This window comes from Streptomyces sp. NPDC002643 (assembly GCF_053592555.1).
Genome location: NZ_JBSFVY010000010.1, coordinates 1 through 26,149, shown reverse-complemented (window position 1 = coordinate 26,149; position 26,149 = coordinate 1). Strand labels below are relative to the sequence as shown.

General features: G+C 70.9%; 19 protein-coding genes and 7 pseudogenes. 14 read left to right on the top strand and 12 right to left on the bottom strand.

The annotated features are described in order from the left end of the window. Positions 1 to 175: 175 nt before the first annotated feature. Positions 176 to 265, bottom strand: a pseudogene (locus tag ACWD4G_RS16860) (MBL fold metallo-hydrolase); the annotation flags it as partial. Between the two features lie 19 nt (positions 266 to 284). Between ACWD4G_RS16860 and ACWD4G_RS16855 the strand changes: the two are divergent. Further along, a complete protein-coding gene (locus ACWD4G_RS16855) occupies positions 285 to 767 on the top strand; it encodes a transposase (protein ID WP_451293971.1) in 483 nt (160 codons plus the stop codon). Here the strand turns inward: ACWD4G_RS16855 and ACWD4G_RS16850 are convergent. Then, positions 762 to 1,199, bottom strand: coding sequence for a hypothetical protein (locus ACWD4G_RS16850; RefSeq protein ID WP_451293969.1), 438 nt, complete (start codon positions 1,197 to 1,199; stop codon positions 762 to 764). The two genes, ACWD4G_RS16855 and ACWD4G_RS16850, sit on opposite strands and share 6 nt — an antisense overlap. A gap of 655 nt (positions 1,200 to 1,854) precedes the next feature. Between ACWD4G_RS16850 and ACWD4G_RS16845 the strand changes: the two genes are divergently transcribed. The 7 genes and pseudogenes from ACWD4G_RS16845 (at position 1,855) to ACWD4G_RS16815 (ending at position 11,224) form a co-directional block, all read left to right on the top strand. Next, complete coding sequence (locus tag ACWD4G_RS16845) at positions 1,855 to 5,922, top strand: GTPase (protein WP_451293967.1); 4,068 nt, start codon at positions 1,855 to 1,857, stop codon at positions 5,920 to 5,922. Next, positions 5,919 to 7,808: a GTPase domain-containing protein gene (locus ACWD4G_RS16840; RefSeq protein WP_451293965.1), complete on the top strand. Its 1,890-nt coding sequence runs from the start codon at positions 5,919 to 5,921 to the stop codon at positions 7,806 to 7,808. The genes ACWD4G_RS16845 and ACWD4G_RS16840 overlap by 4 nt, the downstream gene beginning before the upstream one ends. After that, positions 7,805 to 8,182: a CATRA system-associated protein gene (locus ACWD4G_RS16835; RefSeq protein ID WP_451293963.1), complete on the top strand. Its 378-nt coding sequence runs from the start codon at positions 7,805 to 7,807 to the stop codon at positions 8,180 to 8,182. Before ACWD4G_RS16840 ends, ACWD4G_RS16835 begins: the two co-directional genes overlap by 4 nt. A 105-nt stretch (positions 8,183 to 8,287) precedes the next feature. Continuing rightward, positions 8,288 to 8,530, top strand: a pseudogene (locus tag ACWD4G_RS16830) (CATRA conflict system CASPASE/TPR repeat-associated protein); the annotation flags it as partial. Between the two features lie 41 nt (positions 8,531 to 8,571). Next, on the top strand, positions 8,572 to 9,444 hold the full coding sequence (locus ACWD4G_RS16825; protein WP_451293961.1) for a CATRA conflict system CASPASE/TPR repeat-associated protein: 873 nt from the start codon (positions 8,572 to 8,574) through the stop codon (positions 9,442 to 9,444). 75 nt (positions 9,445 to 9,519) lie between these two features. Further along, a pseudogene (locus ACWD4G_RS16820) lies at positions 9,520 to 10,650 on the top strand (ABC transporter permease subunit); the annotation flags it as partial. 103 nt (positions 10,651 to 10,753) lie between these two features. Beyond that, entirely contained in the window at positions 10,754 to 11,224 is a 471-nt protein-coding gene (locus tag ACWD4G_RS16815) for an ATP-binding cassette domain-containing protein (RefSeq protein ID WP_451294398.1), read from the top strand. A gap of 286 nt (positions 11,225 to 11,510) precedes the next feature. Here the strand turns inward: ACWD4G_RS16815 and ACWD4G_RS16810 are convergent, their stop codons facing one another. After that, positions 11,511 to 11,636 (bottom strand): hypothetical protein, encoded by a 126-nt coding sequence (locus tag ACWD4G_RS16810; RefSeq protein ID WP_451293959.1) that lies wholly within the window; start codon positions 11,634 to 11,636, stop codon positions 11,511 to 11,513. Positions 11,637 to 11,860: 224 nt separating this feature from the next. Here ACWD4G_RS16810 and ACWD4G_RS16805 point away from each other — a divergent pair. After that, positions 11,861 to 11,995, top strand: a pseudogene (locus ACWD4G_RS16805) (GNAT family N-acetyltransferase); the annotation flags it as partial. 62 nt (positions 11,996 to 12,057) lie between these two features. Here ACWD4G_RS16805 and ACWD4G_RS16800 read toward each other — a convergent pair. After that, the gene (locus tag ACWD4G_RS16800) at positions 12,058 to 12,927 is read right to left on the bottom strand and encodes an SDR family NAD(P)-dependent oxidoreductase (protein WP_451293957.1); all 870 of its coding nucleotides are present in this window, start codon (positions 12,925 to 12,927) and stop codon (positions 12,058 to 12,060) included. Between the two features lie 147 nt (positions 12,928 to 13,074). Here ACWD4G_RS16800 and ACWD4G_RS16795 point away from each other — a divergent pair, with 147 nt between their 5' ends. Further along, complete coding sequence (locus ACWD4G_RS16795; protein WP_451293955.1) at positions 13,075 to 14,007, top strand: LysR family transcriptional regulator; 933 nt, start codon at positions 13,075 to 13,077, stop codon at positions 14,005 to 14,007. A 300-nt stretch (positions 14,008 to 14,307) separates the two neighbouring features. Here ACWD4G_RS16795 and ACWD4G_RS16790 read toward each other — a convergent pair whose 3' ends face one another. Next, positions 14,308 to 14,445 (bottom strand): hypothetical protein, encoded by a 138-nt coding sequence (locus ACWD4G_RS16790; protein ID WP_451293953.1) that lies wholly within the window; start codon positions 14,443 to 14,445, stop codon positions 14,308 to 14,310. A gap of 360 nt (positions 14,446 to 14,805) precedes the next feature. On the opposite strand from ACWD4G_RS16790, the pseudogene ACWD4G_RS16785 reads away from it, so the two are divergent. Together ACWD4G_RS16785 and ACWD4G_RS16780 are read left to right on the top strand one after the other, a co-directional pair. Further along, a pseudogene (locus ACWD4G_RS16785) lies at positions 14,806 to 15,501 on the top strand (transposase); the annotation flags it as partial. Between the two features lie 606 nt (positions 15,502 to 16,107). After that, positions 16,108 to 16,873, top strand: a pseudogene (locus ACWD4G_RS16780) (transposase). A gap of 79 nt (positions 16,874 to 16,952) precedes the next feature. Here ACWD4G_RS16780 and ACWD4G_RS16775 read toward each other — a convergent pair. Then, positions 16,953 to 17,822 carry an alpha/beta fold hydrolase gene (locus ACWD4G_RS16775; RefSeq protein WP_451293951.1) on the bottom strand — a complete coding sequence of 290 codons (870 nt, stop codon included), beginning with the start codon at positions 17,820 to 17,822 and terminating at the stop codon, positions 16,953 to 16,955. 84 nt (positions 17,823 to 17,906) lie between these two features. On the opposite strand from ACWD4G_RS16775, the gene ACWD4G_RS16770 reads away from it, so the two are divergent. Continuing rightward, positions 17,907 to 18,410 carry a MarR family winged helix-turn-helix transcriptional regulator gene (locus ACWD4G_RS16770; RefSeq protein WP_451294396.1) on the top strand — a complete coding sequence of 168 codons (504 nt, stop codon included), beginning with the start codon at positions 17,907 to 17,909 and terminating at the stop codon, positions 18,408 to 18,410. 371 nt (positions 18,411 to 18,781) lie between these two features. Here ACWD4G_RS16770 and ACWD4G_RS16765 read toward each other — a convergent pair whose 3' ends face one another. From ACWD4G_RS16765 to ACWD4G_RS16740, 6 genes and pseudogenes are all read right to left on the bottom strand, one after another. Next, a complete protein-coding gene (locus tag ACWD4G_RS16765) occupies positions 18,782 to 20,122 on the bottom strand; it encodes a DUF3500 domain-containing protein (protein ID WP_451293949.1) in 1,341 nt (446 codons plus the stop codon). Between the two features lie 287 nt (positions 20,123 to 20,409). Then, complete coding sequence (locus tag ACWD4G_RS16760; RefSeq protein WP_451293947.1) at positions 20,410 to 21,945, bottom strand: sensor histidine kinase; 1,536 nt, start codon at positions 21,943 to 21,945, stop codon at positions 20,410 to 20,412. Beyond that, a pseudogene (locus ACWD4G_RS16755) lies at positions 21,942 to 22,667 on the bottom strand (response regulator transcription factor). The gene ACWD4G_RS16760 and the pseudogene ACWD4G_RS16755 overlap by 4 nt, the downstream one beginning before the upstream one ends. 569 nt (positions 22,668 to 23,236) lie before the next feature. After that, entirely contained in the window at positions 23,237 to 23,434 is a 198-nt protein-coding gene (locus tag ACWD4G_RS16750; protein ID WP_451293945.1) for a hypothetical protein, read from the bottom strand. Positions 23,435 to 23,876: 442 nt separating this feature from the next. Further along, a complete protein-coding gene (locus ACWD4G_RS16745; RefSeq protein WP_451293943.1) occupies positions 23,877 to 24,455 on the bottom strand; it encodes an NADPH-dependent FMN reductase in 579 nt (192 codons plus the stop codon). Positions 24,456 to 24,538: 83 nt separating this feature from the next. Next, positions 24,539 to 25,423, bottom strand: a complete 885-nt coding sequence (locus ACWD4G_RS16740; protein WP_451293941.1) for a pirin family protein — start codon at positions 25,421 to 25,423, stop codon at positions 24,539 to 24,541. Between the two features lie 110 nt (positions 25,424 to 25,533). On the opposite strand from ACWD4G_RS16740, the gene ACWD4G_RS16735 reads away from it, so the two are divergent. After that, positions 25,534 to 26,022: a MarR family winged helix-turn-helix transcriptional regulator gene (locus ACWD4G_RS16735; protein WP_451293939.1), complete on the top strand. Its 489-nt coding sequence runs from the start codon at positions 25,534 to 25,536 to the stop codon at positions 26,020 to 26,022. Positions 26,023 to 26,149: the final 127 nt, after the last annotated feature.

Sequence of the window (26,149 nt, the reverse complement as noted above, 5' to 3'; positions counted from 1 at the left end):
TCCGTACGGGAGCCGTCATCCCGTGCGGAACTGTTCACCAGTGGACTACGCCAGGGCGTGCGCCGGGAGCGCGCGTACGGCGCCTGTGCGTGCGTTCGATTCACACGGGGCGCGTGTGGGCGAGGCCGCACGCCCCCGCCGGGGCATCACCAACTGCCGTACGGCACTTGGGGGTTCACCAACCCCGTGCGCGCCACTCCGGCAGGTGCGGGCGCTCCGCGCCGAGCGTCGTGTCGTTGCCGTGGCCCGGGTAGACCCAGGTCTCGGCGGTGCGGGCCGAGGAGTTGATCCGCGAGACCATCGCCCGCAACGGCATCGTGCCCGAGACCGTGCACGCCGACCGCGGCACGTCGATGACCTCGAAGAAGGTCTCGCAGCTGCTGATCGACCTCGGCGTGACCCGGTCGCACTCGCGGCCGAAGACCTCCAACGACAACCCCTACAGCGAGGCCCAGTTCAAGACCACGAAATACATGTCGGACTATCCCGAACGGTTCGACTCGCTGGCCCATGCCCGCGAGTGGTTCGACGCGTTCATCGCGTACTACAACCACGAGCACCGGCATTCGGGCATCGGCTGGCACACGCTGGCCAGCGTGCACTTCGGCACCGCCGAGGAGGTCCGCGACCAGCGTGCCGTCACCCTCGCCGAGGCATACACCCGCCACCCCGAACGCTTCGGCCGCCCCCGACCACCCCGGACACCCCAGCAGGCATGGATCAACGACCCGGCCAAGCGCAGGGAACCCGCACCACAAACCTCATAGCGTCACGACCGTCTCACTGGACTTGAAATCTTCCGCGCGGCCCCTCATCGTCCCTGGTCGCCGTAATACATCGGAACCCCGGGAGGCGGTGAAGCTGTAGCGGCAGTTCAAATTCCGGTGCTTGAGCGGGGAGAGCCGGGCCGCGTGGCGGCGCGAGACCAGGTCGCGGTGCCGGCGCAGCACAGTGTCCGGGCGCACCAGCAGCCGTGCCCGGCGCAGCACACCGCGCGGGAGACGGTGCAGCAACGCGGCCAGGAACACCCGGTCGCCCGGGGCGAACCGCACCCGATCCCGGCCGAGCTGGCGTTCCAGCACCGTGATCTGATGACGCAGCGCGAGGATCTCCGCGTCCTTGTCCTGGTTGCTCACCGACAGCAGCCGCAGCAGGGCGAACACGTTCGTCACACCCAGATAGGCCAGTCGCAGCAGCACGACAGATCATCCTGCCGGGGCACTCACCAGGTGCCCAGAGCACCCGCCCGAGCGCCCGCGCTCGACACCACCCGTCCACCAGCCCCCACCAGGACGGATGAGTTTTTCGGCAGGCACAGGGTCGCCGTGGTAGCGGCGGCAGGAGCGTCGGCGGCTGTGATCAGCCCTGGCGGCGAGCGGCGGGGTCGTGCTCAGCGACGTGCCGGGTGACTGCCTCGACTCCAGGGCGCGCGTAGCGTTCCAGGGACCGTACGGAGGGGGTGACGGGAGCGGGCCGGCGGCATCGGCGTGGACGTGCCGTTCTCGGCGTCGTGCGTCAACGCACCGTGCGTTGTCTTCGCAGAGGGCATGTGTGGTGGTGCCCGTGTCGCTATTGAGCAGGTGCTCCGTGCGTGGCAGCGCTGGGCGATGTCCCGCAGGGCAGTCAGTTTGCGGTTCTTGCTGTGGTCCGAGATCCACACCCCGCGCGCGTTACTGGCGTAGTGCACCGCCAGATGGGGGAGCCGCGATCCAGCGTACGCGAACGGGAGCTGGACGGAGTGAGGTTCTGAACCTCAGAAGAGCCTGCCGGGAGGGTCGTATTTCTGCCACGATTGCCCCGCGTTGCCTGGCCTTCGGCAGGGCGATGGGCGGGTACGGAGCGGGGGAGGCTCTGGTGGGGGCGGAAAATCTGGAGCGCGCTGTCGCGGAGGCGATCGAACGGAGCCGTCCGGTCGCGGTGGATCTGCGACGCGAGATCAACGGGCTCGTCGGCGGGCTCATGCAGGGGGTCGGGTACGAACTATCCGGCGGGTCGGCAGGGTCGGCGCCGCCCGCCTCCGGCGCGTCGTCCCCGCCCGGCCCTGATGCGCTCCGAGCGTACGCAGACGACGTAGTGCGGGCCGTCGTCCGCGAGTTGGAGGAGCTGACGAAGCGTCGGCTCGGTGACGAACTCGGGACGTTCAACCTCGTCCTGTTCGGCCGCACCGGTACGGGCAAGAGTAGCCTGACCGAGGCGCTGACCCAGGGTTTCGGCGGCTCGATCTCTCCTGACGGCGCGTCCGACTGGACCACCGGCGTTGCTCCGGGCCAGTGGCGCGGCTGCCGCGTCGTCGACACCCCGGGCACCAACGGCTGGGGGCGGACGAAGTCGCGCTCGGAGCTGGAGGAGACCGCCCGTGAGGCACTGGTCTCCGCGGATGTGGTGATCCTCTGCTTCGACAGCCAGAGCCAGCAGGAGGGGGAGTTCGCCAAGGTGGCCGACTGGATCGCCGACTACGGCAAGCCGGTGGTCGCCGTCCTCAACAACCGCAGCTCGATGTGGCGCTTCCCCACCCGGGTGCCGCAGCAGGAGATCCGTCGCAGGCTCTCCCGCTCCGTTGCTGAGCACGCCGAGAACATCCGAGACGAACTCGCCCGGATCGGCTTGCACGACGTCCCGGTCGTGGCCCTCAACACCAAGCGGGCGGTGTTTGCCCGCGCCGCCCTGCCCTACCAGGGGCCCGACGCCAACAGCCTGTCGAAGCACCGGGCAGAGGCGGGTTCCATCGACGTCCTCCTCGACTGGTCGAACCTGCCGGCCCTCGAATCCCTGCTTGCCACGGCCCTCGGCCGGGACGCGGTCGGTCTGCGGCTCGGCGCGCTGGTGTCCCAGATCGGCGGGGCCTGCCGGAACGCGGATGCCAGGCTCCGGGTGCACGTCGAGGAGCCCGCCCTCCGGCTCGCCGAGCAGACGGAGATCGGCATCGAACGGATGCTGACGGTCCTGGGCTCACCGGAGTCGGCCTTCACGGACCCCGACCCCGCGGCGGACGAATCAGGCATGGCAGGCACGGAGGCGGGAACCGGTGCCGCGGGCGGCCGACCGGAACGGAACCCGCGCCGGGACGACGGGGGTCTGCGCGCCACCCTCGCCGAGCTGGAGCGGATGCGCGGGGGACGCTTCGAGGCACCTCCGACGGGGGAGTTCGAGCGGTACGCCGACCACGCGATCCGTGCGGCGCTGGCCCCGGTGCGGGACGCGGCCCAGCGGCGCGCCGACGACGTCGTCGACCGGGCCATGGCGCGTAACGAGGCGGTGCCGGACAAGGTGTTCGCCGAGCGGGTCTTCGACACCGCGGAGATCGAAGACGCCCTACAGGGGGCGCTGGAGGCGAGCGCCGCACACCTCCGGCGCCGGGTCGGCCTTGTCGTCGAGGATGCCGCGGCGGACCTGGCCGCGGTCGCGGCCGAGCGGGCCCGGGTGGAGGGCCGGGCCGGGCGGCTCCTTCGAGGCATGAGCATCGCCGCCGGTGTGGGCGGAGCGGCGGCGGGCGCCGGCAGCGCCGCCATGGCGGCCCTGGTCGCCGCCAACATCTGGAACCCGGTCGGCTGGACCGTCGGCGGCATCTTACTCGCGGGTGCGGCCGCCGGCCTGATCGGGCGGGCGTTCAGCGGCTGGAGCCGCCGTCGTGCCCGCTGGCGCCAGGAGGAGGCGCTGGCACGCGGCCGCGCCGACGCCCGCAAGGCCGTGGCCGCGACCTTCGAGGGGGCTCGTACGGCGGCGGCCGAGCGGGCGGGCGAGCTGGTCCGCCAGGCCTTCGCCGAACGGGTCGGCGCCGCCGTGCAACAGGGTGTCGAACTGCGCCGCGTCGCGGAGTCCGCGGCGCACCGCCGGGAGTTGCTGCGGAGTACGGCCGCGGGTCTGCCGGACCCCGCGGATCCGGCGGTAGTGCTGCGCGAGACTGCCCTCGCGTGCGAGGCCGCCACGGGCCTCGCCGGGAATGAGGCGGCCGCACACCTGTGGCTCGGCGAGTCCTGGTGTGCCGAGAAGCCGGGCACCGGAGAGGCGCCATCGCGGCCGTCCGGACCGGCGCGGTCCATTGCCCAGCCCGGATTCCCGGAGTGGGCGCGAGGGGCGGCCGAGGGGCCGTTCACCGTGCCAGCCCCTGGATCGGGCCGCGGCTGGCTGCGGGAGACCCGCCGCCGGCTGCGCGAGCGCACCGCCGTCGGTTCCGACGACCACACCCAAGTGGCCGAAGCCGCCGAGGCTGCTGCCGCCGTCGATGTCGGCGTCGACGAGGTGCTGGCACAGCTCGGCAGGCTCGCGGCCGACGCCCGGCCCCGGGTCCTGGTGTGCGGGGACTACAACAGCGGCAAGTCCTCCTTCATCCGGCGCCAGCTGGTGGACGCCGAGACGTATCCAGATGGACTCCCCGCCGTCGCCGCCGTGCCGCGGACCGCCGAGCCGACCCCGTACGAGATCGATGGAGTTGTGTTCGTCGACAATCCCGGCTTTCAGAGCGGACGGAAGGCGCACCGCGCGGCGGCGCACAGCGCGGTGCCGGACGCCGCCGCTGTCCTCTACCTGTTCCCGCCCAACCTGGTCGTGGGCAAACGCGACGACCTCGACCTTGTCCTCGACGGGGACCCGGAACGGCACCTGCAGGGGAAGCTCGACCGGACCGTCCTGATCATCAACCGCTCTGACCAGATCGGCCCCGATCCGTTCGACGCACCCGTGGAGTTCGCCCTGCGCTGCGCCCGCAAGCGCGTGGAACTCGCGCAGGCCCTGGACCGGACGGCGCCGCCCGGTTCCGGGCGGCCCCCGGTGGACCCGGACCGCGTCGTGTGCGTGTCCGCCGACCCCTACGGCTACCACGGCAGCTGCAGGGAAGACTTCGACCCGCACCGCCACTGGGACGGCATGGACGTCCTGGCCGAGGCACTGGAGGAACTGCGGCCGAGTCTGGACGCGAACGGCGTCGACGTGTCCGTACTGCACGGCGGACTCGCGCGGTTCGGCGCCGTGCTGCGAAACGCCGAGGCCGAGGAGCGCGCGGCACGCGAACGGGCCGACCAGCTCGACCGGCTGCGCGCGGACGTCGTGGACCGGTTCCGCGAGGGCCTTGCCATCCGGCAGGTACGGGCCGCGCGCCTTACCGACTTGGTGGTCGAGTTCCTCGACCGCGGACTGGGGAAGGCACTGCGCAACGGCAACCCCGAGGAGCGCAAGGCGCTCGCCGAGCGCCTCAACCGGTGGACGGAGGACCCGGACCTGCAGGCGGTCGTCGAGCAGTGGTGGGCCGAGTCGGCCGACGAGATCGCGGTCTGGCGGCGGCGCACCGCCCACTCCTTCCGCCGCCGCCTGGGAGCCAAGGCGTTCGCCCGGACGTTCCCGGAGACCGGCGCCGTAGAGGACCTCCGTTTTCTGAACGGCCACCCGCGCGGCGAGCGCCGCAGGAAGGCCGCCCAGGGGTTCGGCCGAGTGGGGGCGCTGATCGGGAAGGCCGCCGACGGCCCGGTGATCGCCCGGGTGCCGACGTGGCTCGGCCGGAGCCTGGAGCCGGCCGCGCTCGCGCGCGGGGCGGTGCTGATGTCGAGGGCGGGAATGGTCCTGTCCGTGGCCGGCAGCGTCGTTGACGTCTACAGCCTGGTCCGCAATGTGAAGGAAGACCAGGAACTGGCCCAGGGCCGGCTGGCGGTGTCGGTGGCCCTTCGGGAGTCCGGCGCCCAGTGGGCCGAGGTGATCACGGACGGAACCGAGGACGAACCCGGCCTGCTGTCCGGGCTCGACGACGACTGCGAGGAACTGAGCGCCCGCGTCAAGGAGATCGACGAGCGCGCGGCCGTGTACACCCAGACCACGGACGCGCTGCGGGACAGGATCGGCACCATCCGGGAAGTGATCGCCGACGCGTTCACTCGTCTGGGCCACGAGCCCGTCGGCCACTCAGCACGGCAGCACACAGAGGGGGAGCAATGACCGAGACCGAGATCGAGAGCGGGACCGCGGCCTCGTCCGTCAACGGGGCGGAAACCGGCAGCACCGGGGAGTGGATCGACCGGATCCGCGCCGCGGTGCGCACCGTCGCCGGGAAGGGCGTCACGGACGAGGTCACGGCCCTGTGGGACGAGTTCAGGCACAGCACGGCCGTGCGGGTGACCGTCTACGGCCCCTACGACGCTGGCAAGTCGAGTCTGGTCAAGCGCCTGCTGGTGGAGGACGGGACGGCCGTGCCGTCCTGGCTGACGATCGGTGCCCGTCCCGAGACCTTCGTCGTCGGCCGGGAGACCAGCGCCGGGATCGAATACGCCGACACCCCGGGCATCTCCGCCGGTCACCCCGAGCACGAGGCCGCCGCCGACAACGCGCTCGGTGTCACCGACGCCCTGCTCGTCGTGCTCCCGCCCCAGCTGGCCACCACCGGCGTGGAGCACATCCGCGCCGTGGCCACCGGCGCCTTCTTCGGGCCGAAGGCGTCGCGGCTGTTCCCGGCGGGCGCACTGCTGCTGGCGGTGGGGCGGATGGACGAGGCGGGCATCGACCCGCAGGACAATCCGGACGCGTACCGGCGGCTGTGCGCCCGTAAACGCGATGAGCTGGCCGTGCTCCTGGCCCGCGGCACGGGCGACGGCCTGCCGCCGGACGACGTGCCGGTCCACCTGGTCGCCGCCGACCCCTATGGTCTCGGCGTGTTCGACGGGCCGACTGGGGACTGGGACGGCATCGCCGGGCTCCGCGCGGACCTGGCCGCGCTCGTTGACCGGCGCCCGGAGCTGCGCGCCGCCGCCGAGGTGCGGCTCTGGAGCCGGGTCGCAACGCAGGCGCTGGACGAGGCTGGGAGCGAGCGGACGCAGACCCGGCTCGCGGCAGACGAGGCACACCGGGAACTGGCGCAGCTCGCCGCCGTCACCACGGAGCTGGATGGCGTCGTCGCCGCCGCCCGCGCTGAACTGCGGGCCTCGGTCCACGAATTGCTCAGCTCCGCGGTCGAGAACCTGCACGGGGCGGACGAAGCCGCGATCCGGGCCGAGGCGGAGGGCGGCCTCGGCAAGGTCATGGCCGGGTGGTCCACCCGCTGGGGCGCCGAGCTAGACCGGCTGGTGCGCCAGACGGACACCGAACTGTCCGCCCGGGCCCAGCGCGCCGCCGCGACGGCTTTCCAGCACTTCGTCGGCACGCTCACCGACCCACCGGTCCTGCGCACACCGCAGGCCGCGGCGAAGACCGGGGAGCGCAGCCTCGACCTCGTCCTGCGCGAACTGCGCGGTCAGGTCCGCTGGGTGGTCCGCGGCCTCTACCAGAGCCGCCAGGAGAAGAACCTGGGCATGTCGCTCGACCGGGCCGTGGCGGAACTGGGACACGTGGACAATCTCGCTGGCCAGCGGCGCAAGCTCCGTTACTACTACCGCAGCGGCGTCGGGTTCGCCGACGCCAGGCACGCCGACCGGGCGCGGGCCTCGCTCCAGCGGATGAAGATCTTCGACGCGGTGCTTCCGCACGTTCTCGAACTCGGCACCCTCGTCTTCCGCGAGATCCAGGGCGCCCGCCTGGAGGCCAGGGAGGCGGAGCGGCGCAGCGAACTCCGCGGCAGGCTCGACAAGACCGCCGACACGATCGTGGACCGCGTGCTCGGCACCGGCGAGGACCGAGCGGACTTCGGCTGGAGCCTGGCGATCGCGGAGGTCCGGACCGGTCTCGACGAACTGGCCCGGCCGCTGCGGTCGATGACGGACGTCCTTGACGCGCGCGGGAAGGAACTGGAGGCCGTCGCGGCCGATCTGACCACCCTGCTGGAGCGGGCCCCGGCACGCGCGAACACGGCGTGGGACGGGCGGGTAGTGGAGGAGGAAGGGAGAGGCCGATGACACCGGGGGAAGCGGGACGGGACGGCCCGGAGGGATACGAGACCGCCTGGCGCGCGGTGCGCTCGCTGCGCCGCGTACCAGAGTGGCGGCTCACCCCGGCGCAGTGGGAGGCGGTCGGCACCGCGGTACGGGACATCGCCGGGCTCTGGCACGGGGAGGACCGGTGGGGCCTGCGGGCGGCGGTGGGCCGGCTGGAACTGGCCGGGCCCCGGATGGTGGTGACCAAGCACCAGGACGAACCCCTGAGGCCTCCGCCGGTGGGGCTCCCGGACGAGCTGAACGAACTGGTGACCTGCATCGTGGCGGAGGCCGGCGAGCCCACCGGGGCCGGTGTCGCGTCGCCGGGTGGCGGTGCGGAGACGGACGGACGGTGAACCGTCGACCGCCGTGGTGCTGCGCCAGGCTCTGCTCGACCACGAGTTCTTCCACGTCGGGGCGCGCGGCCTGGAGGAACGGGCGGCCACCGGGGGGCGTGGGACGAGTGCGGACGGTCGGGCACGGACCGGCCGGTGCCCGGCGTGCCGTCGACCGATATGGGGCCGCTGCCCGGCGGCCCCGCCGACGGCTACCGGGTGCTGGCCGCCCGGCAACAGGAGGGCGACGGCATCCGGCAGGCGCTGCTGTACCAGACCCACGACGTGCTGGGAGCAGCCGTCCTGCTAGCGCCGGACGGTGACGGAACCCCCGGCAGCGAGCCCTCCTGGCGGCTGCTGGAGACCGCCCGTCCGGCAGCCGCGCCCGGAGGCATGGGCGCGGCCCCCGGGTGCTGCTCGGCATCACCGCGCACCCGCTGTCCACGGGGGACGACCTCGCCCGAGTGGGCGCGCTGCTGCCGGACCTGGTGGCCGGAGCGCGTCCGGGCCGGTGGCAGTACGACGGCTGGCCCACCGGCCAGGGGTTCGCCGTCTGGGAGCTACCGCAGGACACCGATCCCGCCGCTGCGGCACCGCCGAGACGCCGTCTGGTGGTGTTCGCCCCCGTCGCCCTGGAACGGGAACTGGACGCCTGGGCCTGGCACAGCCGCGACCGGCTCGCCCCGCTGACCCGGTACCTGCTGCACGCGGCGAAACTCCGCTACCAGGCGGCGGTGTTCGACGCGAGCCTGCACCGCGAACTGCGCCGCCAGGTGGAGGAGGCCACCGACCGGGCGCGGACTGCTTCCCGGCTGCTGCGAGGCAATCCCCGGACCGCGCTGAGGGAGGCACTCGACACCCGCGCCGTGCTGGTCGACCTGCGTACCGACACCGACGGGCTGATCACCGCGGCCGCTCGGCCGCGGGTGATGAGCCGTACGGTACGGGTCGCCCGCGCCAATCTGGCCGCAGCCGTGGCGGGCGGGGCGGCCGTGCTCCTGCCGGGCGCCGGCGATGCCCGGGACACGGGCGGCGCAAGCGGTGCCGAGGACATCGGGGACCTGGACAACCCGTTCGGCAACGACGAACGGCTGGGGCTGGGCCTGGAGCGGCAGCTCGACGACGACGCCGAGTACCTGGCCGCGACGCTCGACTCCTCGGAGGAGGTGGCGCGGGAGGTCGCCGCGCTGCAACAGCTCGGCCCAGCGGGGCGACGTTCCCATGGTGATGGGCTGCGTGCTGGTGACGATCGTGGTCGTGCTCGTCGTCAACCTGCTGGGTGACCTGGTGACGGCGGCGGTCAACCCGAAAGCGAGGACGCGAGGACCACGACTTCCCCCCTGGAGCCGTCCCCGCCGGTGCGGTCGGCGGCCAAGGGACGCTCGCTGCTGCGGCGCCTGCTGACCAATCCGCAGGCCGCTGTCTGCATCGCCTTCCTGCTCTTCGTGGTGTTCCTGGGTCTGTCCAGCCCCTGGCTGGCCCCGCACGGGCAGAACGTGACCGACCTGGGCGCGGTGAACGCCTCCCCGTTCTCCCCCGGCCATCTCCTGGGAGCGGACTCGACAGGCCGGGACATCCTGTCGCGGCTGATGTACGGCACTCGGCAGACGATGATCGCCTGTCTGGTGGTGCTCGTCGTGTCCCTGGCGCTCGGCGTCGTCAGCGGTCTGATCGCCGGCTTCTACCGGGGCAGGACCGACGCGGTGTCGAGCTGGTTCTCCGACGTGGTCATGTCGATGCCGGGCATCGTGCTGCTCATCGCGCTGTACGCCCGTACCGGCTCCAACATCGTCGCAGCCATGGCCGCCTACGGACTCATCGTGGCACCCTCGTACTTCCGCCTGGTCAGGTCGGTCGTCCTCGGTGTGCGCGGCGAGCTCTACGTGGACGCGGCCAAGGTGGTCGGGCTCTCTGATCTGCGGATCGTCGGACGCCATGTGCTGTGGGCCGTCCGCGCGCCGATCATCATCCAGAGCTCGTTCGTCCTCGCCGCGGCGATCGGCATCGAAGCCGGCATGGGCTTCATCGGCCTCAGCGACCCGGACAAGGCTTTCTGGGGCGGGGTGCTCCAGGAGGCGTTCGGCAACATCTACAACAACAAGCCCGGCGTACTGTGGCCCGCGTTCCTCATCACGCTGACCGTGCTCGCGCTCGTCCTGCTCGGCAACGCCCTGCGCGACATCCTCCAGTCGTCGGCCCGCAGCAGGACGCTGTCCCCGTGCCGTCGCCGTGAACTCGTCCAGCGAGCACGCAAGGACCGCGGGCAGGCGGCCGCACAGGAGACGGCCGCACCGGCCGAGGCGGTGCTGTCGGTACGCGGTCTGCGCGTCGGCTACCCGGACGGCGGGGACGGCGTGCGCGAGGTCGTGCACGGTGTCGACCTCGACGTACGGCGCGGCGAGATCCACGGTCTGGTCGGTGAGTCCGGGTCGGGCAAGTCCCAGATCGCGTTCTCGGTCCTGGGCATCCTGCCCCGCGAGGCGGTTGTCCTCGGCGGCAGCGTCCTCCTGGACGGGCAGGACCTGCTGGCCGACGAACGCCCGACTGCGCGAGGCCCGGGGCCGGCGCATCGCCTACGTACCGCAGGAACCGATGTCGAACCTCGACCCCTGCTTCACGGTCGGCGCCCAGCTCACCCACGCCCTGCGCGCGGTCAAGAAGATCTCGAAGCAGGAAGAGGAACAGCAACTGCTGAAGCTGCTGGCGCGCGTCGGCATCAAGAACCCGGAGCGCGTCTTCAAGCAGTACCCGCACGAGATCTCCGGCGGCATGGCCCAGCGTGTGCTCATCTGCGGTGCGGTGGCCTCCGCCCCCGACGTGATCGTGGCGGACGAACCGCCCACCGCCCTGGACGTGACCGTGCAGGCCGAGGTCCTGGAACTGCTGCGGGAGCTGCGCGACGAACGGGGACTGGCCGTCGTCCTGGTGACCCACAACCTGGGAGTCGTCGCCGACATCTGCGACACCGTCAGCGTGATGCAGAACGGCGACATCGTGGAGCGCCAAGACGTGGACGGGCTGTTCGAGGCCCCGGCGGAGGCGTACACAGCGAGACGGACCTGACCGCACCGGTACCGCACCGGAAGATCTCGGGGCACTTCGACGGCACCGGCAAGAGGTTCAACCTCTATCTGCCGCCGAAGCAGCAGTGGCAGGGCCGCTTCTTCCACAAGGTGTACCCGCTGACCGACGAGAACGCCGCCGACCAGGACATCGCCTTCGCCGCGGACAGCGGCGCCTACGTCGTCCAGACGAACGGCGGCGCCGGATACCGCGTCGACGCCGCCGCGGCCAAGTTCTCGCGCACATACGCGGCGAAGTACTACGGCTCGACGAGGAGGATCCACGGCTACGTCTGGGGCGGCAGCGGCGGCTCGTACCAGACGATCGGCGCCATCGAGAACACCGAGGGCGTGTGGGACGGCGCGGTGCCCTTCATCCCCGGCACCCCGTACTCCATCCCGAGCAGCTTCACCGTCCGTGCCCTGGCACGGCTCGTCCTGCGGGAGAGGGCCCCCCCGGATCGCCGACGCGGTGCGGCCGGGTGGCAGCGGCAGGCCCTTCGCGGGGCTCAACAGCGTGGAGCGGGCCATGCTGCGCGAGACCACGGAGATGGGCGTCCCGCTGCGCGCTGGGAGGACTACGACTACGTGCTGGGGCTGTCGGCGCCGGACGGTCTCCTCGGGTTCGTGGCCCGCGCCGCCCGGCACCGACGACATACGGCTCCGGTACGCCGCCCCGGCCGACGTCGTCGACGCCTGTGAGGCGGTGTACGCGCGCGGGGTGGCGGGGCGGCCCGGAATGCTGGCGCGTCAGCCGCACTGGGAGCGGCTGCCCCCGCGAGGATGGTGAGGTCGAAGATCGTGACGTCCGCGCGGGGCCGCGTCACCGGGAGGTCAACTGGCCTGCGCGGCAAGGAGCTTTGCCGTCCATGCCCGCACGGCGTCGGCCACCTGGGGGGTGACGAACTTCAGGAGCGAGTCGTCCGGTTTCCCCGAGCGGCCGATCACCAGCCCGGTGCTGCCGTCCAGGGAGGGGTCGGTCGCCGCGGTGAGCGGGGCTTTCGCCGCGTCCGGGACGGGCGCGGAGACCCCCTGCCGGATCTGCTCCCAGTGCGGGCGCAGCGCGGGCGGGAGGATGTCGATGGTCATCTGGGCCGCGTTGTCGGTGGCCGCGGCGCCCGGATCGGCGGCGAACACCGCCACACCGCTCGGCTTCAGACGCTCGGCGAGGTCCATGGTGTGGACGAGATGCGCGAGTTTGGCCCGTCCGGTGGCCGCCATGCCGTAGTGCGGGCCGGGCGGCTCCATGTCGTCGAACACGGGCTGCGCCGAGGCGATGGCGGCCGAGGTGACGTTCACGATCCGGCTCGGGGCCGCGGCGGTGAGCGCGTCGAGCAGTTCCTCGGTGAGGACGTACGGCGAGAGGTGGTTGAGCGCGACGCTCGCCTCGATGCCCTCGGGGCTCTCCCACCGCTGGACCCACATGCCGCCCACGTTGTTCACGAGTAGGTCCAACGCGCCCTCGGCGGCGAGACGACGGCCCAGGTCGCGGGTCTCGGCGAGGCAGGACAGATCCGCGACGACGAAACGTCCCGCACCACGTCCGGCGGCCTCGTCGATGCGGGCCACCGCCGCGTCACCGCGCGCCCGGTCGCGCGCGACGACGGTGACGTCCCACCCTTCGCCGGCCAGCCCGACGGCCGTCTCCAGACCGATACCGGCGCTACCGCCGGTCACCACGGCCTTCTTCGCCTGCGTTGTCATCCGTTGCTCCAGTCCTGACATGTCCCCGGGCGGGGGAGGAGTCCTCCGCCCGCCTTCCAGCACACCGCCCCCGAGCCGATCATGGAAGTTCCCGTTGGGCATGGGGTCATGCCCGGCCGGCATAGCGGCACGTGGGAGAGTGGTTCCATGGGTGACGTGGAGATCCGGCAGGTCCAGTACTTCGTCGCGGTCGCGGAGGAGCTCAGCTTCACCCGGGCCGCACAGCGGCTGTCCATGACCCAGCCGGCGCTCTCGCGGGCTGTCCGGGCCCTGGAGAAGGACGTAGGCGCGGTCCTCCTCGTACGCACCCCGCAGGGCGTCGCGCTCACCGCCGCGGGCCGGGCCATGCTCGACGAGGGACGGTCGCTCATGGCACGGGTGGCCGACATGACCGCGCGCGTACGCCGGGCGGCCGAACGGCACGACGTGGTGACGGTGACCGGAGCGGGGTGCGACGCCTCGCTGGTGGACCGGCTGGTCAGGTCGTACAACGCCACCACTCCGCCACGTCCGGCCCGCGCGACCGTCGGCACCCCCGAGGACGAGCTCGAACGACTCCGCTCCGGCCGGGCCGACGTCGCACTGTGGCGCGCCGCCCTCCACGATCCCGCACTGGACGGTGTGGTGCTGCGCCACGAGCCCTGCCGTGTGCTGGTGAGCACTCGGCACCGGTTCGCGGGCAAGGAGGTGGTGAGTGTCGCCGACCTCGCCGACGAACCGCTGGTCAGCTGGACGGGCACGGGCACGCCGTCGGCCGACCCGGCGCTGTGGCCGGACGGACTGCCCGGCACGCCCGGGCCCGAGGTGAGCGACGGCCTGCAGATGCTGGCCGTCGTACGGCTGGGACATGCCTGCGCGCTCGCCGTTCCGCAGGAGAACGGCGCCACCGCCGAGGGAACCGTCAGCATCCCTCTGGCCGACGGGCCGCTCCTGCCACTGCGCCTGGTCTGGCCGCGGGAACGGACCACACCGGAGATCCGCTCCTTCGTCCGGCACACTATGGCGTCCTTCCGGGCCGCGCGAACGGGCGGTACGACACCGGAGCCTACGGCGTCGAGTGCCATGGGGCCGCCGTCCTGACGGCCCTCGGAGGGGGGCGGTTGCCTGGCCGGTGCCGGCGGGTGGGAGACCACGAGCGCGCACTCGCAGCCGAAGTCCCTCATGCGGCTGCCTCCTTGGCCGGAGCTCCGCGGTGACGGCGCCCGGCCGACCCCCGCGCACTCCTCGATCACCGCGACAGCGGCCCCGACGTGCGGCACCCGCATCGGAAACCGCCAGGCCGGCGGAGAGCGCGCACTTCTCGCCGTTCACGGTCAGGAGCCGACCCGCGGGATGGGGTCGGCCCTTGGCCGCCGGTCGGGTCCCGCAGTGCTTGGACGCTCAGGCCGTGTTCGACTTCGCGGCGCCCTTGCGCCGCTCCGCGAGCATGTCGAGGAGTTCCGCGGCGCTCCAGGCCGTGTGCCGCTCGACCTCCACGTCGATGAGCCTGGGGTCGCCGTCGAGGATCGCGTCGATCATTCGTTCGTGGACGTGCGGGGCGCGGTTTTCGGTGCCACGGTCGTCATCAAGCTCGACGAGGTGTTCACAGAGGAAGAGGTCCACGAGCTGAAAGCGGCCGCTGCCCGGATCGGGGCGCAGCGGGCAGTCCGTGAGCGCTCGCATGGCTGTCCGCTGTCCAAGCGGATCGTCAGCCGATGCGGCGCACACTACGTCGGCCAGATCCAGACCATCACAGGCAGGCGCAAGTACATCTGCTCGGGCAAGCAGCCCCGTCACGCGGGTGGCCCGGTATGCGGCTGTAGCCAGATCGACGCGAACCAGATCGAGCAGGAGGCGTGGCGGCGCATCAGCCGACTCCTCAAGGACCCGGAGGAGTTGATGGACCTGGCGCGGGAATGGGCCGATGTCACGCTCGGCGCCCGAAGCGGGCACGCTGACCGTATCGAGGAACTCGACGCACAGATCGCCGTCCAGGAAAGGGCGATCGCGACCGTGATGGGCGCCACGGCGATTCAGGCCGCGCAGCAAGGGCTGGACCAGGAGGCCGCGACCCAGGTGGTGACCCAGGCCACCGGCCCCATGAACGCCGAACTCGGTCAGCTGCGCAAACTCCGAGAGCAGGCCGTCGCTTGGCAGCGTCAGAACGAGGCCGCCGAGCGCCGGGCGAGTGACCTGAAGGCTCTGGCCGAACGAGCCCGTGCCCAGATGCCGTCCATGAACGATGCGGAACGGGCCGACGTCATCGAACTCATCGATCTCAAAGTCACGCTGCTGGGCCCTGTCCCGGTACGCAAGGGCCGCGTGTGCCGTGCTGTCGGCGTGTGGTTCAAGGAGCGCGACCTGCACATTCCTGTCGAGGTCCCCGATGCGGCATGGGCGGTCATCGAGCCGCTGGTCGCGAAGACCGGCAGGGGATCGGGGAAGTCCACCGACCTTCCGGTCCGGGACGCCGTCGAGGCGATCCTGTGGAAAGCGCGGACGGCGGAGACATGGAACGAAGCCGCTCGGCGTATGAGTCATGGAGTGGGCAAGTCCCTCATGAGCCGCTGGACCCGCTGGAATACGGAGGGCACCTGGGAGCGCATCGTGCAGACCCTGACGGAGTCCCCGGCGATTCCAGCCGTTCCCGTGCCCGAGCCGTCGAAAGAGCCGCTGTTGCCCGACATGCTGGTCGAAGGTGTGGTCGACCCTCGCTTGTTTCACACGGACGATGGCGACGACAATGACAGGGACAGTGAAACGCACGTCGGAACGGACGCGTCGAGCACCACCATCAGCTGGCACGCGGCGATGACCGTGAGCGCGAGGTCTGGGTGCGCTGGGCGTGAGACCGCGCCTGGTGGTGGCGTGGGCACGGGTGACTGCGTCTGTATTTGATCGTGCGTCACTGAATGTCCCCCAGAGACGAGTTAGTGAACGTGAGCGTTCACTACTATTCGGGACGATGGCGAGTCGTCCTTTGTGAACACAAGCGTTCTCTAGGAGGGTTGGCCTTGAAGAGGTGCCGTGAGTCGACGAGGTCGGTGGGGCCGGCGGCACTGCGATGTGACCGAACTGGTGTGATGGCGGGTGACTTGGAGGTCGCGCAGATAGGTGGCTGGCGGGCTCGGCTGGCGGATTGGGACAGGCACAGGTTCCGCGATCATGGTGTTGCGACGCTCTGTGACCACCGGAGATCCTGTGCCTGCGCTGCCTTCTTGGCTGACCGAACCGCTGTGGGACCAATTCGTCGCCTTGTTGCCACAGAGGCCGGAATTCGATCCGGCTCACCCTCTGGGCTGCCACCGGCGCCGGATCAGCGATCGGATCGTCTTCGACAAGCTGCTACAGGCCCTCCGCTTCGGCTGCTCGTACGAGGCGATCGCGGCAGATCGCGTTGGACGCCTACGACCGCATGGTCGGTCTCGTCTTCGGTCAGATCGCCGTGGACGGCGCCATCACCAAGGCCCCTGGCGGAGGCGAAGCAGCCGGGCGCTCACCGGTCGACCGAGGTGAGCAGGGCATGAAACGCTCAAGCATGGCCGACGGCTACGGCATCCCGCTCGGCCGCGTCCTGGCCGGCGCCAACTGCCATGACTCGCCGCTCCTGGCCTCAACTCTGGCTCTTCTGGCTGGCCTTGGGCCGCTTCCCGACGAGATCACCGTGCACCTCGACGCCGGCTACGACTCGGCCAAGTCCCGCGCCCTGCTTGGCGAGCGGGGCCTGCACGGCCGGATCGCCCACAAGGGGACCAAGGCGCCGGTCCAGGCCACCCAGCGGTGGCATGTCGAGCGCACCCACGTCTGGCAGAACGCCTTCCACCGGCTCGCGCGCTGCTACGAACGGCGGATCAGCGTCATCGACGCCTTCTTCGACCTTGTCAACACAATCATCACGGCCCGTAGCCTGATCCGCCGAGCCTGGAGCACCCATCGCTGGGAGGGACGCCCCCGCCGTCGACCATGAACGACCACGTGGCCTTCCCCCCGAAGTCTGGATCGCGCTGCCGAGTGGCCTCAGTGCAATCCGCTCCGCTTGATCTCCTTCACACTGCGCCCGGGGCGGCTTGCTTCTCCTGATTGCCTGCCAGGAAGTCGGTGATCCGGTGGTTCGTCTGCGCGGGCACGGCGGTGGGCATAGCGAAGTGGGTGAGCTCGGCGAGGATCTCGATCCGGGCGTCCGGTACGGCCTTGCGGGCCCGGGCTGCGACGTTCGCGGCGTCGTGGGTGCCACTGCGGCCGGCGAGAAGGACCAGGAGCGGGACGCTCAGCGCCGTGGGGTCCGGGCGGCGACCGACGACCAGTTTCCGGTCCGTGAAGCCCGAGACCGCCAAAGCATAGAGCCGCTTCCAGCCCAGGTCGGTGTCGGTCCCCGCGGTCTCGCGGTCCAGGTAGGCGCGCGCACGGGCTTCCGTCGGGCGCAACAGTATCGGCAGCGAGCGCAGCAGAAAACTCGGGCGGAAGTTGGCGAAGCACTGGGTCGGGTCGAGCAGTACCAGCCGATCGACCCGCCGTGCGGCGTGTAGGGCGTAGGTCAGAGCGATCCAGCCGCCGTAGGAGTGGCCCAGCAGGTGCGTGCGGGACACGGTGAGGCCGTCGAGCAGTGCGTCCAACCAGACCATCAGGTCGGTGGTTGTGCGCAGCGGGCGGCCGCCGGGGATGCTGCGTCCGGCATCGCCGAGGATGTCGACGGCCAGCACCCGGTGGTGCGTGCCGAGTGCCCGGGCATTGGCGAACCAGACCGCGCCGGTGGAGCCGCCGCCGTGCAGAAGGAGGACTGGGGTGGCGTCAGCAGGGCCGTAGGCGTGGACACGGGTGGTGCCGTACGGGGTGGGAACGTCGATCTCGGTGGTACCGGTGGGCCAGCGGGCGAGGAGTGCGTCGTAGGCGGCGAAGAAATCTTGGGATGAGGACACGGTGAACCCCCGGGAATCGTCTCGTTGACCTAGTATCTCGCTTGGCGAGATACTAGCCCGGTGAGTGATGACATCAACCCCGCGATGCGGCTGGTCCACCTACTGCGCGCAGTAACCGTGGAATTCGACCTGCGCGGCGCCGAGTTCGCCGCGCGAAACGGCCTGCACCCGACCGATATGCGGGCCCTCATCCACCTGCTTGACGCTGACCGGGCGGGCACCGACGTCACCCCAGGACGACTAGGTACGGCGCTGCGGCTCAACTCGGCTGGCACCACTGCCCTGCTCGACCGGCTGGAGCGCCTGGGGCTCGTCCGTCGTAGGCGCGATGAAAACGACCGACGACGTGTCGTGCTGACGGTGGAACAGAAAGCCGTGGAGCTGGGTCGGTCCTTCTTCGGCCCGCTCATCGCCAACCTGGTCGAGGCGGCCAAGGACTTCACTCCGGGCGAACTGGACATCGTTCACCGCTACCTGACCGCTGCCCTTCAAGCAGCCGCTCCCGGCCACGACGCGTCAACGCCCGCCGCCACCGCTGGGATGCCGCCAACACCACAGCCGTTCCCACAGCGGTTCGGTCCGCCATGATGGCGGCGCGGGCACAGGGTCTCCGGTGGTCACAGAGCGTCGCAACTCCATGATCATGGAACTGTGCCTGTCCCCGTCTGCCGCCGCCTATCTGCGCGGCCTCTCGGTTCGCCAGTCGGGGTGCCGGGGAGCAACGCGCGAATCGGGACTGAGAATCCCCGGTGGTCGATAGCCGGTGTCGCTGGCCGCAGGTTCGGGTCCCTGGCGGGAGCCGCAGAACAGCCATCTCCGTAGGCTGATCGGTGCGTAGACCCGGAGCGTGGACCCGGCTCGTCCAGGAGAGGCCGTTTCGCCTCAGGGGCACCACTTCGACGACCGGAGGGCCGCACCCACGTGGGTGCGGCCCTCCGGCATGACGGGAAACATATGCCTCACTGGTGGTGGGGCGAGGTCAGGTAGTGCTGCCTGAGGAGTTCTTTTCCGTAGTCGTTGCCGTTCGGGGTGCGGATGATGGAGTGGACGTGCATCTGGGTGGGGCTGCCGCCCTGCGTGGCGTTGTAGGCGCCGGCGAGCGGGCCGGGGGACTGGCAGTCGACCTCGACCCAGACGACCGGGCTGTGCACTCGTACGTAGAAGGCGTCCTCGTCGCCGGTGCCGCCCGCCCACGTGACGTACGTGTCGTTCAGGTGCTGGGCCACCTCGGCCATCCGCACCTTCGCGGCGTCGGCCTTGGCGCGGCCGACGAAGGCCTCGACGATGCCGAGGAGCTTCTTCTTCTGCGCGCCGGTGAGCTTGTTGCCGCGCAGGCCCGTGTACTCCTGGACCGTGTTGTCGGAGAAGGCGCCCGCCTTCATCGACTCGTTCGACTTGGTCGTCGACTCGATCGCGACCGCCTGCTGCGCCGAGGTGAGGGAGTTGATGAAGGCCAGGCTCGCGACGACCTCCTCGTGGCAGACCGTGACCGTCTCGCCGTCGATCTCCATCGAGGTCGGCTCCGAACCCCAGAAGCAGGGGCTCATCACGACCTGGCTGCCGAGGACGAAGTAGTTGATGACCAGGTGGTGGCCATCGAACTGGAAGCCCCAGGGCTCGGTGGCCGACGGGGTGCCCATCACGGTCCAGTAGAAGGCCTCTTCGTTGAAGGCGTTCGTGTTGCCGATCGCCTCGCCCGCCGCCTGGTTGATCTTCCGGATCTTCTCCGTGGTCTCCAGGCCGTCCGCGCTCAGCGCCGCCTTCAACAGGGCAGTACCGAGGGCCTTCTGGTCGTCACTCAGGTCGGCGAGGGAGACGCCCTGGCGCTCGTAGGAGTCGATGTTGCTCCACAGCCGCCACTCGGTGGAGTGGACGGTGAACTGCGTCGAGGTCTTCTGGTCGTCGGTGAGACCGGCCAGGAAGGCCTCGGCGGCGGAGATCACCGGGGCGGTGGCGACCTTGGTGGAGTGGATCGTGAACAGGTCGTCGATCCGCTTGCCGTCGGTGGTCAGACCGAAGAAGTCCTCGGTGATCGACTGGTTGCCGGGGCCGCCGGTGCCGCCGCCCGGGCCGCCGCTGGGGGCGCCGCTCGGGACGGCGGAGGCCGAGGCGTCGGCCGTGCCGGTGGTGTCGTCGGCGAGCGCCGCCCAGGCACCGGCGCCACCCATCGTGGCGACCGCGGTGGCGCCGGACGCGAAGAAGACCTTGCGCATGAAGTTGCGGCGGCTCGCGTGGGCGCGGCGGCCGGTCTCCTGCTCGGGCTCCCGCGCCGCGGTCTCCCCGGTGCCGAGCCCGGTCATCGGCGACGGCTCCTTTCGTCGGTGGCCCGCCCCTGCGGACGGCCGTCCGTCGGCAACCTTCCGGCACCCAACTGAGCCCAAGCTGAAATGGAACCCGCGCGGCTGCCGAATCGGGCACTCATAGGCCCGTCCGCGGCAGCTCTGACCTGCGTATATATGAATACGCTGGGGATTCGCGGCGGAAGCGGGAGACTGCCTGGACCGGGAGACCGGCGGCCCACTGCGGGAGGTTGTTCACGGCGGGTCGATGTCCGTCGGAGAGACGCACCTGGGGCCGGACCTGTCGGTCAGGCCGACGTCGGCGCCGTGGACGTCGGGGCCGTGTCGCCCGGCGCGGCCCGACCGGCGGTGACGTACGGCAGCGTGACCGTGAACTCGGTGCGTCCGGGCTCGCTCTCGACATCGATGCGGCCGTCGTGCGCCTGGGTGATGGCCACGGCGATGGCGAGGCCCAGGCCCGAGCCGCCGCCCTCGCCGGGGATGCGGGAGCGGGAGGTGTCGGTGCGGGTGAAGCGTTCGAAGACGGATGGGAGGAGGTCGGGCGGGATGCCGGGACCGTCGTCCCGTACGCGGATCACGCATCCCGCGCGCGTGGCCTCCACGGCGACGGTGATGCACGTGCCCGGAGGTGTGTGCACGCGGGCGTTGGTCAGGAGGTTGGTCACCACCTGGGTCGACCGGGCCGGGTCACCGGTCACCGTGGCCGGAGTGTCGAGGAGCAGCGCGAGCTCCCAGTCGTGGTCCGCGCCCGCCGCCTGCGCGTCCCACACCGCCTCCGCGACCAGCGTCGCGAGGTTGACGTCCACCGCCTGAAGCGGCCGTCCCTCGTCCAGGTGGGCGAGCAGCAGCAGATCCTCGACGAGCCCCGTCATACGGGCCGACTGCGCGGCGACACGACGCCACACCAGGTGCGGCTCGATCGGTGCGGCGTCCCGCTCCATCATCTCGGCGTGCCCGGCGATGGAGGCGAGCGGGGTGCGCAGTTCGTGGCCGACGTCGGCGAGGAAGCGGCGCATGCGGTCCTCGCTGCGCCGGCGCTGGGCGAGCGCGGACTCCATCCGGTCGATCAGGTGGTTCAGCGCGGTGCCGACCTGACCGATCTCGGTGGCGGGGTCCGTGTCGGCGGCGGGAACGCGGGCGAGCTCGGTGACCTCCCCGTGGTCCAGCCGAGCGCCCGCGACCTCCACCGCGGTGGCAGCCACCCTGCCCAGGGGGCGCAGCCGGCGGCGTAGGACCAGCGCGCAGACGGAGCCCGAGACGGCGAGACCCACGGCGGCGATCAGCGCCTCGGTCACGACGAGGTTGTGGATCGAGTCCTGTACGGCGGCCATGGGAAGCCCGGCCAGGACGGAGGCGACGTTGCCGCTGACGGCGGTCACGCGGTAGGTGCCGAGGCCGGGGATCGTGCGGGTGTGCAGCGTGCCGTCCGCGGTGATCCCGGCCAGGGCGGCGCGCTGGGCGGCGGTGAGCGCCTCGCGTCGGCCGTGGCCGGTCACCACCTCGGCGGCGGTGACCTGATCGTCGTCCGCCCCGTTGCCGTCCTCTCCGTCGGCGAGGCGGGCCGCGACGGTGCCGACGGACTGCCCCTGTTCGTTGAGGAAGCTCAGGTCCGTGGCGCTTCCGGGGCGGTAGCGGACCCCGCCCTGGCTCCGTGCGGCGACGTCCCGTACGCGTTGGTCCAGCTCGTCCAGCAGATGGGCACGTTGCACGACAACCGTGGTGACGGCCGTCGCCGCGCATACGACGGTCAGGGCGGCGGTGGTGAACAGCACCAGCCGGACCCGCAGCGAGCGGGCCGGTCTCCTGTTCCGGCGGAGTCTCATGCCGCGGTGTCCGCGGCCCTGATGACGTAACCGGCGCCGCGTACCGTGTGGATCATCCGCTCCCGTCCTTTGTCGATCTTCGAGCGCAGGCTGTAGATGTAGACCTCGACCAGGTTTCCCTCGCTCTCGAACGAGCTGTTCCAGACCTCGTCGATGATCTGTTCCTTGCCGAGTACCTGGCGTGGATGCCTCGTCAGGAAGCTGAGGACGTCGAACTCCTTCGTGGTGAGCGTGATCGGCGTCCCGTCCCGGTGCACCTGACGGGTTTTCTCGGCCAGGACCAGATCGCCGAGCACCCGCACGGGCTCGTCCGCCGCCTCCTGTTCGGCGCCGGACCGGCGCAGCAGTCCGCGCAGCCGCGGCATGACCTCCTCCAGCGAGAAGGGCTTGGTCACGTAGTCGTCCGCGCCCGCCGACAGGCCGTCGAGGCGGTGTTCCAACGCGTCGCGGGCGGTGAGCATGAGCACCGGCAGCTCTGGGTTCTCGTACCGCAGACGCCGCAGTACGTGCACACCATCCAGGTCGGGCAGCATGCCGTCCAGGACGACGGCGTGCGGGGCGCAGCTGCGGGCGAGCGTCAGGGCGGTGCGTCCGTCGTGCGCGAGGAACGGCTGTCAGCCCGCCTCGGTGACGGCCCGCGACAGCAACTCGGTGAGCTCGGGTTCGTCGTCGACGATCAGTACAAGTACCGCGCCCTGGCGGCTTCTAAGGGGTGTTGACAGTGGATCATCACGAACTCTCGTTCCGCGGAGGCATCGGTCACAGCGCTCGGCGATCGGATTCCGTTCGTCCGAGCGAACCTGTCAATCCCCGAAGGGAATGCTGAAATGCAGCAGAACAACGCTCATCGCAGGTCGGCGGCGGCGGACAGTTCGGCCTCGTAGGTCCGGGTGGTCGGGGTCAGGGACAGCATCGAGCTTCCGTCGGTGGCGGCGTAGCTGCAGACGTCCGGGGCGGTGCCCTGTCGGGGCCGACCTGGGCCGTGAACGGGCGTCGGCGACGAGCCGCTCCACGATGCCCTTGGTCAGGACGGTGCACAGGCGGGAGGGCGGCAGCGTCTTCATCGCACCGGGGGAGCGGGTGCCGGCGAGAGGAGCGGTGCTGCCGTGGGCGTGGCGTGGGTGGTGGGGCCGCAGGCGGTCAGCAGACCGCATGCGATCACCGCGAGCGAACCGGCGGCGGCACGAGAGAGACGACGCACCATCATGGGGATCAAGTCCTGTTGTGTCGGGTTGTGTGGGGTGGTTCGGGGAGGCACCCCGCCGGCGGACGGGGTGCCTCCGCGGACCGGTCACGACCGGACATGGTCAGGATCGGACACGGTCAGGACCGGTGCGGGGCCCTGGTAGACGCCCTGTGTCCAGCGGCGCTCCACGACCTGGATCGGTGCGGCCTTCTGCCCCGGCTTCATGGTGATCTGCCAGGTGAACGTGGTGGTGGTGGAGCCGTTGCGCTCATAGCCCGGGGTGAGGGCGGCGAGCTCGCTCACCGCCTTGCTGAGGGCGCTGGGGACCTTGACGTTGAGGCCGACCGACCACTTCCAGCCCGACGTCTTCGACTGCGACCAGGCGTAGGTGCAGCTGGGGACGTTCCAGGGTCACTGGTACGTGAGGTGGTTCAGGTCACCCCGCCACACCCAGTCCTGCCAGGTGTTGCGTGCCTGCTGCACCGTCACCGACCGTGTCTGGTGCTCGGTCGACCAGTTGCCAGCGATATCGGAGGAGTTGTTCGGACACTCGTCGCCCGGGGCCGATCGATTCCCTGACCTGCCCATGGGGAAGCGTTCACCCGCCCGTCGCCTCGTGAAGGCCGTGACCCCAGGCGTTCTGGTCGGCCTGCGCCAGCGCGAGGTCGTACCGGGGTGGCCCGCCGGCCTGGGACCGCGCGGCCGGCGGGCCGCGGGAAACCTCGCCGCGGCGGAGTCGCGGTGGTCAGGCCGCCGTCGCGACGTACGGATCGCGCAGGCCCGCGAGGGCGTCGCTCCAGGCGACGACCTCGTCGAACAGTGTGTTCAGCTGGGGGAGCTGGTGGGCGCCGGGCTTGAAGGCGGAGTAGTTCTCGAAGTCGGTGGCCAGGGTGAGTGAGACCTGTTGGCGGACGTCGGCCAGCCGCAGTTCGCCGGCGATCTGGCGGAGGTGTTCCGCGGCGCGGGTGCCGCCGGCGGCGCCGTAGGAGACGAACCCGACGGCCTTGTTGTGCCATTCGGCGTACACGTAGTCGAGGGCGTTCTTGAGGACGCCGGGGATGCTGTGGTTGTACTCGGGCGTGACGATGACGAACCCGTCGAACGAGGCGATCTTCTCCGCCCACTGCCGGGTGTGCTCGTTCTGGTACTGGCCCATCGACGGAGGCAGCGACTCGTCGAGGTGGGGCAGCGGGTGGTCGCGCAGGTCGACCACTTCGTACTCGGCGTCGTCACGCTGGGCGGCGGTGCCGTGCACCCATGCGGCGACCTGTTCGCCGTTGCGGTTGGGGCGGGTGCTGCCGAGGATGATGCCGATCCGGGTCATGGGGAACTCCTGTTCATAAGGTGGTGGTACGCCGGGCGGTGGGTCGCCGGCGAGCTTCTGTGCGCGGGCCGGAAGGATCGCGGTCAGCGGTACTGCAGCCGGGCCTGGCGTGGGATGGCGCCGAACTTGCCGGTCTGGAAGTCGCGGAAGGCCTGCTGGATCTCGGCGGGGGTGTTCATGACCATGGGTCCGCCCAGGGCGACGGGCTGTCGGATGGGCGGACCGCTGAAGGTCATGACCACGCTCGGGGTGTCGCCGTCGGCGGTGCGCAGGTCGATGTCGGTCAGGTCCGTGTCCGGTACGGGGTCGGACCACGCGGTCTGCCCGGCGGTCACGGCGCGTCCGGCGATGTTCACGGTGCCGGAGAGCACGGTGAAGAAGGCGCGGTCCCGGCCCGGCAGGACATGACCGAGGCGGCGGCCGGGCTCCAGGGTGATCACCGAGCCGGAGATCGGCCAGTGGGTGAGCGCCGGTCCGGTCAGACTGCCGACGGTGCCGGAGACGACGTCGATCCGGGCACCGTCACGCTCGACGACCGGCCGTTCGGTGGCGAGCAGGTCCTGATAGCGGGTGTCGACCATCTTCTTCTCGGCCGGCAGGTTCACCCACAGCTGCAGCACGTGGGCCCGTTCGTTGCGGAAGGCCAGTTCGCGGTGGATGATCCCGCGTCCGGCGGTCATCCACTGGACGTCTCCGGTGGTCAGCGTGCCGGCGTTGCCGATGCTGTCGCCGTGTTCCAGGACTCCGTCCAGCACCAGGGTGACGGTCTCCAGGCCCCGGTGCGGGTGCCACTCGAAGCCGGGCGCGGAGAAGAGGTCGTCGGCGAGAGCGAGGAAGGGGTCGGTGAGCGCGGGGTCCTGCGGGGTGAACCACATGCTCTTGTCGTCGACCTGGGCGTCCGGGCCGAGGTGGAGCTTGTTCTGGATCCGGGTGACGGATCGGCGCGCGGTGTGCTGCTGGGTTTGCATGGTCTGCCTCCGCGGCGTGGCTGTCTCCGCAGCCCATCGAGTTGATGTGTCACCTCGAACATAGACCTGGCGAGGTGATGCGTCAACTCGCTCGGGGTAAAGTGTTCGCCGTGACTCATCAGCAGCAAGGACTCAGTGCGCGGGAGCTGCACGCCTGGCAGACGTTCTTCCGGATGCAGGAGGTCCTGCGTGGACGCGTCGAGCGGCAGCTGCAGGACTGCGGCGGACTGTCGACCGCGGACTACACCGTGCTCACCGTGCTCTCCGGCGCCGACGGCGGCCGTCTGCGCGCCTATCACCTCGGCGCGATGATGGGCTGGGAGAAGAGCCGGATGCACCACCAGCTCACCCGGATGTCCAGACGCGGCCTCGTCGAACGTCACAGCGGCGAGGCCCGGGCCATCTACATCACGCTCACGCCGAAGGGACGGGAGGCGCTGAACGAGGCGGCCCCACGGCACAGCGAGCAGGTGCGCCACCTGTTCGTCGACTGCCTCAGCGCGGAGCAGCTGGACCAGCTCGCCGACATCTCCGCCACGGTCCTGGCCAACCTTGAGCAGCCGGAGAACGCCGAGGACACTTGCGACGAGGAGGACTGAGACCGGGTCGCGGGTCAGCTGTCCCGGGGCTCCACCTTCTCCTCGCTGACGGTGGAGAGGTGTTCACGCAGGTAGGCGGCGGCTTCGGCGCGTCTGTCGGTCAGGAGGAGGTCGGCGAGCTTCACGT

Bases quoted from the DNA above. Each gene is read 5' to 3' on its own strand.
- ACWD4G_RS16760 (WP_451293947.1), bottom strand. From the start codon at position 21,945: ATGAGACTCCGCCGGAACAGGAGACCGGCCCGCTCGCTGCGGGTCCGG.
- ACWD4G_RS16770 (WP_451294396.1), top strand. From the start codon at position 17,907: ATGCGGCTGGTCCACCTACTGCGCGCAGTAACCGTGGAATTCGACCTG.
- ACWD4G_RS16790 (WP_451293953.1), bottom strand. From the start codon at position 14,445: ATGATCGACGCGATCCTCGACGGCGACCCCAGGCTCATCGACGTGGAG.
- ACWD4G_RS16765 (WP_451293949.1), bottom strand. From the start codon at position 20,122: ATGACCGGGCTCGGCACCGGGGAGACCGCGGCGCGGGAGCCCGAGCAG.
- ACWD4G_RS16745 (WP_451293943.1), bottom strand. From the start codon at position 24,455: ATGACCCGGATCGGCATCATCCTCGGCAGCACCCGCCCCAACCGCAAC.
- ACWD4G_RS16740 (WP_451293941.1), bottom strand. From the start codon at position 25,423: ATGCAAACCCAGCAGCACACCGCGCGCCGATCCGTCACCCGGATCCAG.
- ACWD4G_RS16800 (WP_451293957.1), bottom strand. From the start codon at position 12,927: ATGACAACGCAGGCGAAGAAGGCCGTGGTGACCGGCGGTAGCGCCGGT.
- ACWD4G_RS16835 (WP_451293963.1), top strand. From the start codon at position 7,805: ATGACACCGGGGGAAGCGGGACGGGACGGCCCGGAGGGATACGAGACC.
- ACWD4G_RS16815 (WP_451294398.1), top strand. From the start codon at position 10,754: ATGTCGAACCTCGACCCCTGCTTCACGGTCGGCGCCCAGCTCACCCAC.
- ACWD4G_RS16840 (WP_451293965.1), top strand. From the start codon at position 5,919: ATGACCGAGACCGAGATCGAGAGCGGGACCGCGGCCTCGTCCGTCAAC.
- ACWD4G_RS16795 (WP_451293955.1), top strand. From the start codon at position 13,075: ATGGGTGACGTGGAGATCCGGCAGGTCCAGTACTTCGTCGCGGTCGCG.